General features: G+C 73.2%; 13 protein-coding genes. 10 read left to right on the forward strand and 3 right to left on the reverse strand.

The features are described 5' to 3' along the window. Positions 1-56: 56 nt before the first annotated feature. Positions 57-728, reverse strand: a complete 672-nt coding sequence (locus tag ACFYXU_RS32900) for a lysophospholipid acyltransferase family protein (protein ID WP_329850866.1) — start codon at positions 726-728, stop codon at positions 57-59. A 242-nt stretch (positions 729-970) separates the two neighbouring features. On the opposite strand from ACFYXU_RS32900, the gene ACFYXU_RS32905 reads away from it, so the two are divergent. The 3 genes from ACFYXU_RS32905 to ACFYXU_RS32915 all read left to right on the forward strand — a co-directional run bounded on the left by ACFYXU_RS32905 (position 971) and on the right by ACFYXU_RS32915 (position 3,375). Beyond that, positions 971-2,149 (forward strand): glycerophosphodiester phosphodiesterase, encoded by a 1,179-nt coding sequence (locus ACFYXU_RS32905; RefSeq protein ID WP_389461299.1) that lies wholly within the window; start codon positions 971-973, stop codon positions 2,147-2,149. Between the two features lie 118 nt (positions 2,150-2,267). Then, a complete protein-coding gene (locus tag ACFYXU_RS32910; RefSeq protein WP_376511984.1) occupies positions 2,268-2,849 on the forward strand; it encodes a sigma-70 family RNA polymerase sigma factor in 582 nt (193 codons plus the stop codon). A gap of 37 nt (positions 2,850-2,886) precedes the next feature. Then, the gene (locus ACFYXU_RS32915; protein WP_389461301.1) at positions 2,887-3,375 is read left to right on the forward strand and encodes a GNAT family N-acetyltransferase; all 489 of its coding nucleotides are present in this window, start codon (positions 2,887-2,889) and stop codon (positions 3,373-3,375) included. A 48-nt stretch (positions 3,376-3,423) separates the two neighbouring features. Here the strand turns inward: ACFYXU_RS32915 and ACFYXU_RS32920 are convergent, their stop codons facing one another. Both ACFYXU_RS32920 and ACFYXU_RS32925 read right to left on the reverse strand, forming a co-directional pair. After that, positions 3,424-3,840: a hypothetical protein gene (locus ACFYXU_RS32920; protein WP_389408689.1), complete on the reverse strand. Its 417-nt coding sequence runs from the start codon at positions 3,838-3,840 to the stop codon at positions 3,424-3,426. Between the two features lie 2 nt (positions 3,841-3,842). Further along, complete coding sequence (locus tag ACFYXU_RS32925; protein WP_041128303.1) at positions 3,843-4,205, reverse strand: hypothetical protein; 363 nt, start codon at positions 4,203-4,205, stop codon at positions 3,843-3,845. A gap of 570 nt (positions 4,206-4,775) precedes the next feature. Here ACFYXU_RS32925 and ACFYXU_RS32930 point away from each other — a divergent pair. The 7 genes from ACFYXU_RS32930 (at position 4,776) to cobA (ending at position 14,991) form a co-directional block, all read left to right on the forward strand. Further along, entirely contained in the window at positions 4,776-5,831 is a 1,056-nt protein-coding gene (locus ACFYXU_RS32930; protein WP_376511988.1) for a methionine ABC transporter ATP-binding protein, read from the forward strand. Continuing rightward, positions 5,828-6,496: a methionine ABC transporter permease gene (locus ACFYXU_RS32935; protein WP_329850860.1), complete on the forward strand. Its 669-nt coding sequence runs from the start codon at positions 5,828-5,830 to the stop codon at positions 6,494-6,496. The genes ACFYXU_RS32930 and ACFYXU_RS32935 overlap by 4 nt, the downstream gene beginning before the upstream one ends. 92 nt (positions 6,497-6,588) lie before the next feature. Next, a complete protein-coding gene (locus ACFYXU_RS32940) occupies positions 6,589-7,443 on the forward strand; it encodes a MetQ/NlpA family ABC transporter substrate-binding protein (RefSeq protein ID WP_389461304.1) in 855 nt (284 codons plus the stop codon). 207 nt (positions 7,444-7,650) lie between these two features. After that, positions 7,651-8,286 carry a GNAT family N-acetyltransferase gene (locus ACFYXU_RS32945; protein ID WP_376511993.1) on the forward strand — a complete coding sequence of 212 codons (636 nt, stop codon included), beginning with the start codon at positions 7,651-7,653 and terminating at the stop codon, positions 8,284-8,286. 76 nt (positions 8,287-8,362) lie between these two features. Then, entirely contained in the window at positions 8,363-9,607 is a 1,245-nt protein-coding gene (cbiE, locus tag ACFYXU_RS32950) for a precorrin-6y C5,15-methyltransferase (decarboxylating) subunit CbiE (RefSeq protein WP_376511995.1), read from the forward strand. A 306-nt stretch (positions 9,608-9,913) separates the two neighbouring features. Beyond that, the gene (cobT, locus tag ACFYXU_RS32955) at positions 9,914-13,555 is read left to right on the forward strand and encodes a nicotinate-nucleotide--dimethylbenzimidazole phosphoribosyltransferase (protein WP_389461307.1); all 3,642 of its coding nucleotides are present in this window, start codon (positions 9,914-9,916) and stop codon (positions 13,553-13,555) included. A gap of 170 nt (positions 13,556-13,725) precedes the next feature. Beyond that, positions 13,726-14,991: a uroporphyrinogen-III C-methyltransferase gene (gene cobA, locus ACFYXU_RS32960; protein ID WP_389408691.1), complete on the forward strand. Its 1,266-nt coding sequence runs from the start codon at positions 13,726-13,728 to the stop codon at positions 14,989-14,991. The last annotated feature ends 26 nt before the right edge of the window (positions 14,992-15,017 follow it).

A 15,017-nucleotide genomic window follows, 5' to 3' on the forward strand; every position in this document is an offset into this window, starting at 1 on the left:
AAGTGCCCCGTACGGCCGAAAGGCGTACGGGGCACTTCCGTGTGCGGCGGACGCGGTTACGCGGCCTTCGCCTTCGTGGCGTACATGTCCACGTACTCCTGCCCGGACAGACGCATCACCTCGGCCATCACCGAGTCCGTCACCGCCCGGAGCACGTACCGGTCCCGGTCCATCCCGTCGTACCGCGAGAACTCCATCGCCTCGCCGAAGCGGACCGTCACCCGGCCCGGGCGCGGGAAGCCCGCACCGCCCGGCTGGATCTTGTCGGTGCCGATCATCGCGAACGGGATCACCGGCGCGCCCGTCATCAGGGTGAGCCGCGCGATGCCCGTACGACCGCGGTACAGACGCCCGTCCGGGGAGCGGGTGCCCTCGGGGTAGATCGAGAAGATCTTGCCCTCCTCCAGCACGCGACGGCCCGTCATCAGCGCCGCCACACCGCCGCGGCCGCCGTCCCGGTCCACCGGGATCATGCCGACGCTGGTGAAGAACCAGGCCATCGCCCGGCCCTTGAGGCCCTTGCCCGTCACGTACTCGTCCTTGCCGATGAAGAAGACCGGACGGTCCAGGCAGATCGGCATGATCATCGAGTCGATGAAGGTCAGGTGGTTGCCCGCGAGGATCACGGGTCCCGTCCCCGGGATGTTCTCGAGGCCCTCCACGCGGGGGCGGAACATCAGGCGCATGACCGGCCCGAGCACTGCCTTGATGATCGCGAGACGGGACAACGGTTCCTCCGGTGGGAAGCGGGTCGGTCGAGCCGGTCGGACCGACGGCTGGAGCTCGCGACGATACTCGCGGGTCACCCCCACGCGCACATCGGGTTCACCGAGTGGATACGCAGTGTTGACGCGTGTTTCCGCCATGTTCCGCCCAGGTCCGCCGCCCGTAGGGGCCCGCTGCCTACCGTCGGGGACATCGATTGACAGGTGCGGGACATCACACCGCGGCTCACACAGGAGGATCCCCCATGACCCAGGGCGAACGCCGGATCCCGGCACGGCGCACGGTTCTCGGCGCGGCGGGCGCCACCGTCCTCGGCGCCTCCACGGCCGTCGCGGCCGGTGCCGGCACCGCGACGGCCGCCACGGCGCACCCGGACCGCGCGTCCGGACACGGCCGCGGCTACCGCTCCCTGCCCGTCCCCACCGTCATCGGCCACCGGGGCGCCAGCGGCTACCGGCCCGAGCACACCCTCGGCTCCTACCGGCACGCCCTCGACCTCGGCGCCCACGTCGTCGAGCAGGACCTCGTCCCCACCCGGGACGGCCACCTCGTCTGCCGTCACGAGAACGACATCAGCGGCACCACCGACGTCGCCGACCACCCCGAGTTCGCCTCCCGCAGGACCACGAAGACCGTCGACGGCGTCGCCCTCACCGGCTGGTTCACCGAGGACTTCACGCTCGCCGAGCTCAAGACCCTGCGGGCCAAGGAGCGCATCCCCGCCACCCGCCAGGAGAACACCCTCTACGACGGGCGCTGGACCGTCCCCACCTTCGAGGAGGTGCTGCGCTGGGCCGAGGACGAGGGCCGCCGCCGGGGCCGCGAGATCTGGCTCCACGTCGAGACCAAGCACCCCAGCTACTTCCGCTCCCTCGGCCTCGGCCTGGAGGAGCGGCTGGCGAAGCTCCTGCGCCGGTACGGACGCCACCGCGCGAACTCCCCGGTCTTCCTCCAGTCCTTCGAGCCCAGCAGCATCCAGCGGCTGGCGAAGCTGGTCGACGCCCCCGGCGTCGTCCTGCTCTCCGGCGCGAGCACCCGCCCCTGGGACTTCGTCCAGGCCGGAGACCCGCGCACCGTCGCCGACCTGGTCACCCCCGAGGGCCTGCGCTGGATCGCCTCCTACGCCCAGGGGATCGGCCCCACCCTCGACCTCGTCATCCCGAAGGACGCCGCCGGCCGGCTCACCACCCCCACCACCCTCGTCCGCGACGCGCACGCCGAGGGCCTGATCCTCCACCCGTACACGCACCGCAACGAGAACACCTTCCTGCCCGCCGAGTACCGCAGGGGCACCGACCCGACGGCGTACGGCGACGCCTTCGGGTCCCTCAGGCGGTACCTGGAGACGGGCATCGACGGCATCTTCGCCGACAACCCGGACACGGCGCTGCTTGCCGCCGAGGACCTCACGGGACGCGGCTGACCCGGGCCCCCGACGAGGGGGGGGCGTACGGGCGGACCACCGGCCCGTACGCCCCCCTCCCGGGTGGTTTACGCCCCGCGCCGCAACCGCGGCCGCGCACCCCGGCATCGTGCCCGTCATGACCACCCCCGAGACCGCCCCCGTCCCGCGGACCCAGGAGCGGCCGGCCGCCCCCGGCCTCCTCGCCGCCCTCGCCCCGCTGCTCTCCGCCGAGTCCGACGCCGAGGCCCCCGCCGCCGGCGTCGACCCCGGCGACCTCGAACAGGCCGTCTGGCTCCGCCTCCTGGAACAGCTCCGGGAGACCGGCACCGCCCCGGAGCGCCCCGCCGAATGGCTGCGCCGGGCCGTCCGCGCGGAGGCGCGCCGCGCCCGCAGGACCCACGACCGGGAACGCCCCTACCGCGACGAACCCGCCGGGGAGCCGGGCGACGCGGAGCCCCAGGGCTCCCCGGAACAGTCCCTGTTGGCCGCCGAGGGACGCCGCAGCCTGCGCGCCGCCGTCACCCGGACACCCGGCCGCTGCCCCAAGGTGCTCACCGCGATGCTCGACCCGGAGGACCCCACGTACCGGGAAATCGCAGGAGAGTTGGGTATCTCACAGGGCAGTCTGGGGCCGATGCGTTCCCGTTGCCTGGGATGCCTGCGCAGAATGCTCGCGGCAGAGGTTCCCGCCCCGGGTCGACGGGGAAGGGTGCGGTAAACCGGTGATCGACCAGATGAGCGGGAGGCGTGCACACATGGGCCTGAGTGTGACCATCTCAGCGGCGGACGCGCAGGACGCGGAGCACATCCTGAAGCTCCAGTACCTCTGCTACCAGAGCGAGGCGGAGCTGTACGGGGACTGGTCGATCGAACCGCTCACCCAGTCCCTGGACGCCCTGCGCGCCGAACTGGACGAGGGGTACGGACTCGTGGCCCGGCTCGGCGACGAGGTCGTCGCCTCCGTGCGGGGCCGCCTCGACGAGGACGGCACGGTGCGGATCGCCAAGCTGATCGTCCACCCGCGCATGCGGCGGCACGGCCTCGGCGGCCGGCTCCTCGACGGCATCGAGCGCCACTTCGCGGCCGCGGCCCCCGCGACGGCGTCCGCCAAGCGCTACCAGCTCTTCACCGGCCACCGCAGCGAGGGCAACCTGCGCCTCTACCGCAGCAAGGGCTACGCGCAGGTGAGCACCCGGGAACTCGGCCCGAAGCTCACCCTGGTGACCCTGGAGAAGGCCGCCTAGGCGGCCCTGGCCGCCCTCCGGGCGACGACGGGAGTGTGACGACACGCCCTAGGCGGCCTTGGCCGCCCGCCGCAGCCACCAGATGCCGGTCAGCGGCAGCAGCACCGGGATGAAGACGTACCCGTAGCCGAAGTCCGACCAGACCGTGGCGTCCGGGAAGGCGGACGGCTCCACCAGCGTCCAGGTCCCCACGATCAGCACGCCCGCGAGCTCGGCGGCGCAGCACACCAGCGCCGCCCTGCGGGCCTTCTCCCCACCGCGCACCAGCGTGTACGTGATGAAGACGTAGACCACCGCCGCCACCGCCGACAGGCTGTACGCGAGCGGCGCCCGGTCGAACTCGGTGGCGATCTGGTAGATCGAGCGGGAGACCGCGCCGACCGACATCACGCCGTACAGCCAGACGAGCAGCATGCCCGGACCCGTGACGAGCCGGGCCTTTCCCTGGGTCTCGGTCGCGGTCATGGTCAGCCCACCGTCCAGATGTCGTAGAGACGCACTTCGAGCACGGCCAGGACGACCGCGCCCGCCGCCACCGTCGCCGAACCCCACCGGCTCCGCTCCGCGAGCGACATGAAACCGGCGATCGGCACCGCGCACAGCGCGCCGAGGAGATAGGCCACGAAGATCGTCGTGCCTTCCTCGGCCTTCTCGCCGCGCGCCAGCTGCACGATGCCGACGATCAGCTGGACCAGGACCAGGAAGGTCACCACGGCCATGCCGATGAAGTGCCAGTCCTTGGTCGACTGGTCCCGGAAGGCGGCGAAGCCGCACCAGGCGGCGAGGGCGAGCGCGGCCACGGAGACCGCGACCGTCAGGGCGTCAAGCATGCGCCCGAGGGTATTACGGGCCGAATGGCCCGATGCGCTCGCCCCCCGGCTCGCCGGGAGAGGAACCGGGGCCCGCCGCCGCGTGGCCTTGGCCACATCCGGGCCCCGGCGCGGCCCCCGCGAGGCCCGCGCCCCGGACCGCTTCCCTCCAGGCCACGCGGGGAAAGAAGAGGTCGACGGCGCCTCCGGGGCGTCCGCATGGCGTCTCAATCACGTCCGGTATTCGGACACTCCCCTTCCCTTCGCAGCTGCGCATGTTTTACTTGCAGACATGACCACGACGAGCAGCCGCACCCTTGCGACCGAGGCGAACACGACGCCCGGTGCTCGTTGTATGTGTCGAATGTGCGCCATCTGAGGGCCCCCGCCTGAGCCTCGCGCCCCGAAGCGAGACCCCGACGGCCGAGCCGATCCGCCCGCCACCCGGCGCCGGACCGTGCCTGCCCCGCGCACCGCTGCCGCCCGGCCACCAGCCGGAGCAGCCCCTCCCGTGCGCCTGACTGTCCGAATGACGAATGCCCCGTGCACGACGGACCCCGCGTCGCGCACTCGACAGTGACGGAAACCCCTGTGATCACCACTTCGGGCCTGACCAAGGTCTACGAGTCGCGCGGCCGGCAGGTCACCGCTCTGGACGGCGTCGACCTCCACGTCCGCGAGGGCGAGGTGTTCGGCGTGATCGGCCAGAGCGGCGCCGGCAAATCCTCGCTCATCCGCTGCGTCAACCTCCTGGAGCGCCCCACCTCCGGCACGGTGACCGTCGACGGCGTCGACCTCACCGCCCTCGCCGGGAGGAGCCGCCGCGCCGGGAAGGACCTGCGGCGCGCGCGCAGCAGCATCGGCATGGTCTTCCAGCACTTCAACCTGCTGTCCTCCCGCACGGTCAAGGACAACATCGAACTCCCCCTGGAGATCCTGGGCGTCTCCGGAGCCGAGCGCTCCCGCCGCGCCCTGGAACTCCTCGACCTGGTCGGCCTCGCCGACAAGGCGAAGTCCTACCCCGGACAGCTCTCCGGCGGGCAGAAGCAGCGCGTCGGCATCGCCCGCGCCCTCGCCGGCGAGCCGAAGGTCCTGCTCTCCGACGAGGCCACCAGCGCCCTCGACCCGGAGACCACCCGCTCGATCCTCCAGCTCCTGCGCGACCTCAACCAGCAGCTCGGCCTCACCGTCCTGCTCATCACGCACGAGATGGACGTCGTCAAGACGATCTGCGACTCCGCCGCCCTGATGCAGCACGGCCGCGTCGTCGAGTCCGGCACCGTCGGCGAACTGCTCGCCACCCCCGGCTCCCAGCTGGCGGCCGAGCTCTTCCCGGTCGGCGGCGCGCCCACCGGCCCCGACCGCACCGTCGTCGACGTCACGTTCCACGGCGAGGCCGCCACCCAGCCGGTGATCTCGCAGCTCTCCCGCACGTACAACATCGACATCTCGATCCTCGGGGCGGCGATGGACACCGTCGCCGGGAAGCAGATCGGCCGGATGCGGATCGAACTGCCCGGGCGGTACGAGGAGAACGTCGTCCCGGTGGGCTTCCTGCGCGAGCAGGGCCTCCAGGTCGAGATCGTGGAAGACGCCGGGGCCGTGGCGGACGCCGCGCCCGCGCTGGTCAAGGAAGGTGCCAAGTGACCTGGTCGGAGATGCAGCCCCTCCTGGAGCAGGGCACCCTCGACACCCTCTACATGGTCCTGTGGGCCACCGTCGTCACCATCGTCGGCGGCCTGCCGCTCGGCATCCTCCTCGTCCTCACGGACAAGGGCGGACTGCTCCAGAACCGGCCGGTGAACAAGGTCGTCGGTGCGATCGTGAACATCGGGCGTTCGCTCCCGTTCATCATCCTGCTGATCGCCCTGATCCCCTTCACGACCTTCGTCGTCGGCACCTTCATCGGCCCGACCGCGATGATCGTGCCGCTCGCCATCGGCGCCATCCCCTTCTTCGCGCGCCTCGTCGAGACCTCGATCCGCGAGGTCGACCACGGACTCGTCGAAGCCGTCCAGGCCATGGGCGGCGGCATCCCCACCATCGTCCGCAAGGTCCTCCTCCCGCAGGCCCTGCCCTCGCTGATCTCGGGCGTCACGACCACCGTGATCGTGCTCATCGGCTACTCGGCGATGGCCGGCGCGGTCGGCGGCGAAGGCCTCGGATCCAAGGCCGTCACCTACGGATACCAGCGCTTCGACACCACGTTCATGCTCGTCACCGTCGTCGTCCTGGTCGCCATCGTGACCGTCGTCCAGCTCATCGGCGACGGAGTCGTCCGACTCCTCGCCCGCCGGGGCCGCACCGCCTGACGGCCGCCCGGCCACCCACGACTTCGTTCTCGAAGAACAGCCCGGACTTGTTGTCCAGGCGTCCACCGCTCCACCGGAAAGAGGCACTCTTCGTGCGTAAGAACATCAAGCTCACCGCCGGTATCGCCGCCACCGCGGCCCTGGCCCTCGGCCTCACCGCCTGCGGCACGTCCTCGGACCCGTCCTCCTCCAAGGACGCGGCCGGCTCCGCCGACAAGCCGCTCGTCGTCGCCGCGTCCCCGACGCCGCACGCCGACATCCTCAACTTCGTCAAGGACAACCTGGCCGAGAAGGCCGGCCTGAAGCTGGAGGTGAAGGAGTTCACGGACTACGTCCTGCCGAACACCGCCACCCAGAGCGGCCAGGTCGACGCCAACTTCTTCCAGCACAAGCCGTACCTCGACGACTTCAACAAGAAGAACAAGACCACCATCGTCCCCGTGGTCAACGTCCACCTGGAGCCGCTGGGCCTCTACTCCAAGAGCCTCAAGTCGGTGAAGGACATCAAGCCCGGCCAGACCGTCGCCGTCCCGAACGACACCACCAACGAGGGCCGCGCGCTGCACCTCCTCGCGGAGAACGGCCTCATCACCCTCAAGGGCGGCGTCGGCACCGACGCCAAGCTCTCCGACATCACCGACAAGAAGGGCCTGGAGTTCAAGGAGCTGGAGGCCGCCACCGTGCCCCGCGCCCTGAACGACGTGGACGCCGCCGTCATCAACGGCAACTACGCCATCGAGGCGAAGCTCTCCCCGTCGAAGGACTCCCTCGTCCTGGAGAAGGCGGAGGGCAACCCGTACGCCAACTTCCTCGCCGTCAAGGCCGGCAACGAGAAGGACGCCCGCGTGCAGAAGCTCGCCAAGCTCCTCAACTCGCCCGAGGTGAAGAAGTACATCGAGGACACCTACAAGGGCTCGGTCATCCCGGCCTTCGGCGCCGCCAAGTAAGGCACGACGCCCGAGGGACCGTCAGACCGGCTCCCCCGTACCGTCCTTGATCAGAAGGCCCCCGCATCCCGTCCGGTGCGCGGGGCCTTCGCCGTGCCCGCGTCCCGTACCCCCGCCACACCCGACCCGGCCATGCGCACCGGCGGTCGCATGCTGCATGCTGTGCGTTCACGGTCGATTCGGACGGTCCACGGCATGGAGCTGAGCATGACTACCACCTTTCCGGATATCTCCATCAACACGGACCGGTTGGTGCTGCGCGCGCTCGAGGAGGCGGACGCCCCCGCCCTCGCCGAGATGATGAACGACGAGATGGTCGCCGCCTGGACCGCCGTCCCCCAGCCGTACACCGAGGACGCCGCACAGCGCTGGATCACCGAGTACGCCCCCGCCGAACGCACCGCGGGCCGCGGACTCGACCTCGCCGTCACCGAGTTCCTCACCCAGCGCCTCGTGGGCATCGTCCAGCTGAGCCACACGAACTGGCGGGTCCGCTCCACCGAGATGTCGTACATCGTGGCGCCCTGGGCCCGCGGCGAGGGCTACGCCTCCGAAGCCGCCCTCGCCACCGCCCAGTGGCTCTTCGGCGACCAGAAGTTCGAACGCCTGGAACTGCGCACCGCCGCCGACAACACCGCCTCCCAGCAGGTCGCCCAGAAGATCGGCTGCATCAGCGAGGGCGTCCTGCGCAACGCCTGCATAGCCCGCACCCGCACCGAGGACGGCACCTGGGCCGAACTGCGGACGGACTTCATCGTCTGGGGCCTCCTCCCCGAGGACCTCGACGGCGTCGCCGACCAGCTGGCCGAGGCCGGATACTCCTCGTACACCGACTGGAGCTGAGCCTCCCCCCGCGACGATCCCGGGGTACGCTCGGCACGCCCCCGACCTGCGACGACACCCAGGGAGACAGACGACGATGGCCGACCGCGTCACGGTGATCGGTTGGGACGGCTCACCCCTCACCGAGGCGGCCCGGTCCGCGCTCTCCGCCGCCACCCTCGTGGCCGGCGCCGCACACCACCTGGCGCTGCCCGAAGTGCCCCCGGGCGCCGAACGCATCCGCCTCGGCAGCGTCGACCTCGCGGCCCGCCGCGTCGCCACCCACCGGGGCACCGCCGTCGTCCTCGCCGACGGCGACCCCGGCTTCTTCGGCGTCGTCCGCACCCTGCGCGCCCCCGAGCACGGCCTGGAGGTCGAGGTCGTCCCCGCCGTCTCCTCCGTCGCCGCCGCCTTCGCGCGGGCCGGCATGCCCTGGGAGGACGCCCGCATCGTCGTCGCCCACCAGCGGACCCTGCGCCGCGCCGTCAACGTCTGCCGCGCCCACCCCAAGGTCGCCGTCCTCACCTCGCCGGGCGCCGGACCCGTCGAACTCGCCCTCCTCCTCGACGGCGTCCACCGCACCTTCGTCGTCTGCGAGGAACTCGGCACCGACCGTGAACAGGTCTCCGTCCTCACCTCGGACAAGGCCGCCGACCACACCTGGCGCGACCCGAACGTCGTGCTCGTCATCGGAGGCCCGGCCGGCGGACCCCCCACCGCCCCCTGGCTGATGGGCCAGGACCCGGCCGCGCGCACGGTCCGCGGCTGGGGCCTCCCCACCGAGGAGTACGACTCCGAGGACGAGGGCCCCGGAGCCGCGCTGACCCGCCCCGGCGCCGGCACCGACCCCGCCCTGCGCGCCGCCCAGCTCGCCCGGCTCGGCCCCCGTACCGGCGACCTCGTCTGGGACATCGGCTGCTCCGGCGGCGCGTTCTCCGTGGAGGCCGCCCGCTTCGGCGCCGCCGTCATCGCCGTCGACGCCGACCCGTCCGCCTGCGCCCGCACCGAACGCGCCGCCCGCCGCCACGGAGTGCCCCTCCAGACCGTCCAGGGACGCGCCCCGCACGTCCTGGAGAGCCTGCCCGAGCCCGATGTCGTACGGATCGCCGCGGGCGGCGTCCCCGTCGTCACCGCCTGCACCGACCGGCGCCCGGAGCGCATCGTCGCCCACGCCTCCACCCGCGACGAGGCCGAGGCCATCGGCGCCGCCCTCGGCGACGGCGGCTACGCCGTCGAGAGCCTCCTCCTCCAGACCGTCGGACTCGACCCGGACGACTGGTCGGAACGCGAGCGTTCGGTCGTGTTCCTGCTGACCGGACGCAGGATCGACCGAGCCCCGTGACCCGGCCGCCCCGCGGGGGCAGGGTAGGCTGGCCGATTGTTGTACCGCACCGGGACGTTCGGCGCTCTGTTCGTCAATGTCCCGAATGGGTGGCCGCTTTCCGCCACCGATGTGGTACGTGACAAGGGGGGACCGCGCGACGTGGCGCAGTCCACAGCGCACCGTGGCGAATCTCCCTGCCACGATGGCCGAGGGCCGCGACAATGTGTGGGTGTTCGCGTGTGCTTCGTGCCGCGCGGCGCGCGCGCTCGTTCTTGTCGACGGGCGCAGGTCTGAAGGAGCACAAGCGATGGGCGAGGGGTACGCATGACGGACACCGGCCAGGTCCCGGGCGAGGGGCTGCCGGAGAACGCAGGCATGGTCGAGCAGCCGGGCATCCCCGCACCGGGCGCGTACACCTTCCTGGACCCCTCCGAGCACGCCGCCGAAGACGACGACATCCTGCTGATGCCGGGCGCCCAGGGCGCCTGGAGCGAGCACCCGCCGGGCGTCGTGCCCGCCCCGCCGGTCGCCGTACCGGCACCGCACGTCGTCCCCGGCCAGGGAGTCCCGCACGCCGCCGCCGAGGCTCCGGCCCCGATGGGCGACCCCCTCACCGATCCGCTGCCGGACCCCCTCACCGGCCCGCTCCCCGACGGGGTGGCGCTCGCCGACGTGCTGACGGCCCCGCAGGGCGCACAGCTCGGCACGCCCGCGCACGGCGTCCCGGTGCCCCCGCAGGAGCCGGTCCCCACCGAGCACGGCTACGAGCCGGGCATCCTCGACACCGGCGCCCACGAGGCGGCCGGCCGCGACACCGGCTCCGTCGACCTCGGCGGCGTCCGCATGCCCCCGCCCGCCACGGCCCCGACCCCGCCGCCGTCCCGGCGCCCCCTGCACCTGGGCCCGCCCGTCCCCGAGGCCACGGGCGGCGTGGTGCTCTCGCTGGCCGACCGTGGCCCGGCCGCGGCGCCCGCCCCGGCCCCGCAGCCCGCGCCGGTCGTGGCCACGACGCCCGCCCCGGTGCCGGTGCGCAACCCCGGCCCGCCGACCACGGGACCCGAGTACTTCGAGATCGCGCAGGACCAGCAGCTGGCGCCGCAGGGCGCCGAGCCGTGGGTCGCGCAGCCGCAGGAGCCGGCCGCACCGCAGGCACCCGCAGAAACGGTCGTCCCGGCGGCCCAGTTCGTCCAGGTCGACGGCGCCGTCCCGACGACCCCGCACCTGGCCCCGGTGCCGCAGCCGACCGAGGAGCCCTCGGTCCCCGTGGAGACGGCTCCGGAGATCCCGGAGCAGGCCGTGGCCCCCGAGGTCCAGGCCACCGTCCCCGCCCCGCGCGAGGCCGAGCCGGCCGCACCGGTCCAGGAGACCGAGCCGCAGGCAGCCGAACCCGCGGCGGAGCTCCCGGTCGAGCCCGCGCCGCCGGTCGAGCCCGCGCAGGAGCCGGTGCCCGTCCCGCAGCCCGAGGCGCAGGCCGCCGAGGAGACGGCCCCGGAGCCGGTGGACGCCGTCGCGGAGGAGCTCACGGAGCCCGCCTCGGCGGAGGCCCCGGCGCAGCTTCCCGTCGAGGTCCCGGCGCAGCAGCAGGTCGAGATCCCGGCGCAGCAGGCCGAGGAGCCGGTCGAGGCCGTCGCCGAGGAGATCCCGGTCGCGGTCGCGGTCGAGGAAGCACCGGTCGAAGCGCTTCCCGAGGCTCTTCCGGAGGCACTTCCCGAGCCGGCCCCCGAGGCGCAGCCCGCCCCCGAGGCACCGGCCGCCGCCCACCCGGAGACCCAGACGCTCGACGCCCAGGCCGCCGGAGTCCCGATCCCCGAGGTCCAGACCCACGAGGTCCAGATCCACGAGGTCCAGATCCCCGAGGTCCAGGCTCCCGAGGTCCAGGCCCCCCACAGCGAGGTGGCCGACCTCCCGGCGGCCGACACGGAGGCGCCCGAGGCCGAGACCCCCGTGGTCGCCGAGACGGCCCCCGTCGCCGAGCAGGCCCCCGTCGCCGAGACGACCCCCGAGGCTCCGGCCCCCGACGCCGCGATCACCGAGCTCCCGGCCCCCGACGCCGCCGTCACGGAGGCTCCGGCCCCCGACGCGGACGTCACCGAGGCCCCGGCCCCCGAGGCGGACGTCGTCGACCCGACGGCCGAAGCGACGCCGGACGCCGACCAGGCCGAGATCGACGACCCCGCCGAGGACGCCGCCCCGGCCGCCGTCGCCGCCCCGGCCCAGGCTGTGGCCGTGGACTCGGCGCCGGCCCCCGGCTACGACGACGCGGAGCGCGAGGCGGTCCTGCGGGTGATGCGGGAGCGCCGCGACATCCGCAACGGCTTCCGCGGCGACCCGATCCCGCACGAGGTGCTCCTGCGCGTCCTCGAAGCCGCGCACACCGCGCCCAGCGTCGGCCACTCCCAGCCCTGGGACTTCGTGGTCATCCGCTCGGCGGAGACCCGGCAGACGATGCACGAGCTGGCCCAGCGGCAGCGCGAGGCCTACGCCAAGTCGCTGCCGAAGGCCCGGGCGAAGCAGTTCAAGGAACTGAAGATCGAGGCCATCCTCGACACCCCGGTGAACATCGTCGTCACCGCCGACCCGACGCGCGGCGGCCGCCACACCCTGGGCCGCTACACGCAGCCGCAGATGGCCCCGTACTCCTCGGCCCTCGCCGTCGAGAACCTCTGGCTCGCGGCCCGCGCCGAGGGCCTGGGCGTCGGCTGGGTCAGCTTCTTCGACGAGCGCGAGATGGTCCGCACCCTCGGCCTCCCCGAGCACCTCGAAGTCGTCGCGTACCTCTGCGTGGGCTACGTCGACGAGTTCCCGGACGAGCCCGAGCTGATGCAGGCGGGCTGGTCCAAGCGCCGCCCGCTGGCGTGGGTCGTCCACGAGGAGACGTACGGCCGCCGGGCCCTGCCCGGCGAGGAGCCGCACGACCTCCTCCAGGAGACCGTCGCGAACATCCGCCCGCTGGACGCCAAGGCGCTCGGCGAGGCCTGGGAGCGACAGAAGCGCATGACCAAGCCCGCCGGGGCCCTCGGCATGCTGGAGATCATCTCCGCGCAGCTCTCGGGTCTCTCCCGGATGTGCCCGCCCCCGATCCCGGAGCCGGCGGCCGTGGCGATCTTCGCGGGCGACCACGGTGTGCACGCCCAGGGCGTGACCCCGTGGCCGCAGGAGGTCACCGGCCAGATGGTGGCCAACTTCCTCGGCGGGGGAGCGGTCTGCAACGCCTTCGCGAACCAGGTCGGCGCCGAGGTCTGCGTCATCGACGTCGGCGTGGCCTCCGAACTCCCGGCCACGCCCGGCCTCCTGCCGCGCAAGGTCCGCCCGGGGACGGGCGACTTCACCACGGGTCCCGCGATGACCCGCGAGGAGGTGCTCGCCGCGATCGAGGTGGGCATCGAGACGGCCCGCGACCTGGTCGCCGCGGGCAACAAGGCGCTGCTCACGGGCGAGATGGGCATCGCGAACACCACCGCGTCCGCCGCGCTGATCTCGGTCTACACCGGGGTCGACGCCGCCGAGGTCACGGGCCGTGGCACCGGCATCAACGACGAGACGCACGCCCGCAAGGTGGACGTGGTCCGCCGGGCGCTGGACCTGCACAAGCCGGACCCGGCCGACCCCGTCGGCGTCCTCTCGGCGGTCGGCGGTCTGGAGCACGCGGCCCTGGTGGGCCTGATCCTGGGCGCGGCCTCGCTCCGCACCCCGGTGATCCTGGACGGCGTCTCCACGGGCGCGGCGGCCCTCGTCGCCCGCGCGATCGCCCCGGAGTCCCTCGCGGCCTGCATCGCGGGTCACCGCAGCGCCGAACCGGGCCACGTGGCGGCCCTGAACAAGCTGGGCCTGCGCCCGCTGGTGGACCTCGACCTCCGCCTGGGCGAGGGCACGGGCGCGCTCCTGGCCCTCCCGCTCGTGCAGAGCGCGGCCCGCGCGATGCACGAGGTGGCCACGTTCGACTCGGCGGGTGTCACCGAGAAGTAGCACCACCGACGCCTCCCCCGTCCACGACCACCGTGGGCGGGGGAGATCTGTCACAGCGTGACAGGGCCTTGTCACCGATATCGTGGGTACGGGCGCGATCCCCCGCCCCACCAGCCGCTTCACCGCCGCAGCGGCCCCGCACATGCCACGCCCCGAGGAGCCGCTCACCCATGGCAGAGAACGCCGAGCACCCCGCCTACCCCGTCGGCCTCCGCCTCGCCGGCCGCCGTGTCGTCGTCCTCGGCGGCGGCCAGGTGGCCCAGCGCCGGCTCCCGGCCCTGATCGCCGCGGGCGCCGAGATCACTCTGATCTCCCCGTCCGCGACCCCCTCCGTGGACGTGATGGCGGAGACGGGCGAGATCACCTGGATCAGGCGCCGGTACGAGGAGGGCGACCTCGCGGACGCCTGGTACGTGCTGGTGGCGACCACGGACCCGGCGGCGAACGCCGCGGCCTCGGCCGAGGCCGAGCGCACCAGGGTCTGGTGCGTACGGGCGGACGACGCCGAGGCGGCGACCGCCTGGACCCCGGCCACGGGCCGCGACGCCGGTGTGACGGTCGCCGTGCTCACGGGCCACGACCCCCGCCGCTCGGCCGCCGTCCGGGACGCGATCGTCGAGGGGCTCCGCGACGGTTCGATCGCCGCTCCCGCGCACCGCGCCCGCACCCCGTTCGTCGCCCTGGTGGGCGGCGGCCCGGGCGACCCCGACCTCATCACGGTCCGGGGCCGCCGGCTGCTCGCCGAGGCGGACGTCGTCATCGCGGACCGGCTCGGCCCCCGCGACCTCCTGGACGAGCTGCCGCCGCACGTCGAGGTGATCGACGCGGCGAAGATCCCGTACGGCCGCTTCATGGCCCAGGAGGCCATCAACAACGCTCTGATCGAGCACGCCAAGCGGGGCAGGTCGGTCGTCCGCCTCAAGGGCGGCGACCCCTTCGTCTTCGGCCGGGGCATGGAGGAGGCCCAGGCCCTCGCGGCCGAGGGCATCGCCTGCACGGTGGTCCCGGGCATCTCCAGCTCGATCTCGGTCCCGGGCGCGGCCGGCATCCCGGTGACGCACCGCGGGGTGGCGCACGAGTTCACCGTGGTCAGCGGCCATGTGGCCCCCGACGACCCGCGCTCGCTCGTCGACTGGGCGTCGCTCGCGAAGCTCACCGGCACGCTGGTGATCCTGATGGGCGTCGACAAGATCGGGAAGATCGCCGACGCGCTGATCGCGCACGGCAAGAATCCCGACACCCCCCTGGCCCTGGTCCAGGAGGGCACCACGGCAGCCCAGCGCCGGGTCGACGCCACCCTGGCGACGGTCGCGGAGACCGTCAGGGCGCAGGAGGTCCGCCCGCCGGCCGTCATCGTCATCGGCGACGTGGTGACCGAGGGCCCGGACCGGCCGGTCGACCGGGACGGAGACGGCACCCCGCCCCGCCGCGGGTAGCAGAACCCCTCGCACACATTGGCACC

Source organism: Streptomyces sp. NPDC002232 (assembly GCF_042890295.1).
In the GTDB taxonomy this organism is placed as follows: domain Bacteria; phylum Actinomycetota; class Actinomycetes; order Streptomycetales; family Streptomycetaceae; genus Streptomyces.

Bases quoted from the DNA above. Each gene is read 5' to 3' on its own strand.
- ACFYXU_RS32905 (WP_389461299.1), top strand. From the start codon at position 971: ATGACCCAGGGCGAACGCCGGATCCCGGCACGGCGCACGGTTCTCGGC.
- ACFYXU_RS32910 (WP_376511984.1), top strand. From the start codon at position 2,268: ATGACCACCCCCGAGACCGCCCCCGTCCCGCGGACCCAGGAGCGGCCG.
- ACFYXU_RS32915 (WP_389461301.1), top strand. From the start codon at position 2,887: ATGGGCCTGAGTGTGACCATCTCAGCGGCGGACGCGCAGGACGCGGAG.
- ACFYXU_RS32920 (WP_389408689.1), bottom strand. From the start codon at position 3,840: ATGACCGCGACCGAGACCCAGGGAAAGGCCCGGCTCGTCACGGGTCCG.
- ACFYXU_RS32925 (WP_041128303.1), bottom strand. From the start codon at position 4,205: ATGCTTGACGCCCTGACGGTCGCGGTCTCCGTGGCCGCGCTCGCCCTC.
- ACFYXU_RS32945 (WP_376511993.1), top strand. From the start codon at position 7,651: ATGACTACCACCTTTCCGGATATCTCCATCAACACGGACCGGTTGGTG.
- cbiE (WP_376511995.1), top strand. From the start codon at position 8,363: ATGGCCGACCGCGTCACGGTGATCGGTTGGGACGGCTCACCCCTCACC.
- cobT (WP_389461307.1), top strand. From the start codon at position 9,914: ATGACGGACACCGGCCAGGTCCCGGGCGAGGGGCTGCCGGAGAACGCA.
- cobA (WP_389408691.1), top strand. From the start codon at position 13,726: ATGGCAGAGAACGCCGAGCACCCCGCCTACCCCGTCGGCCTCCGCCTC.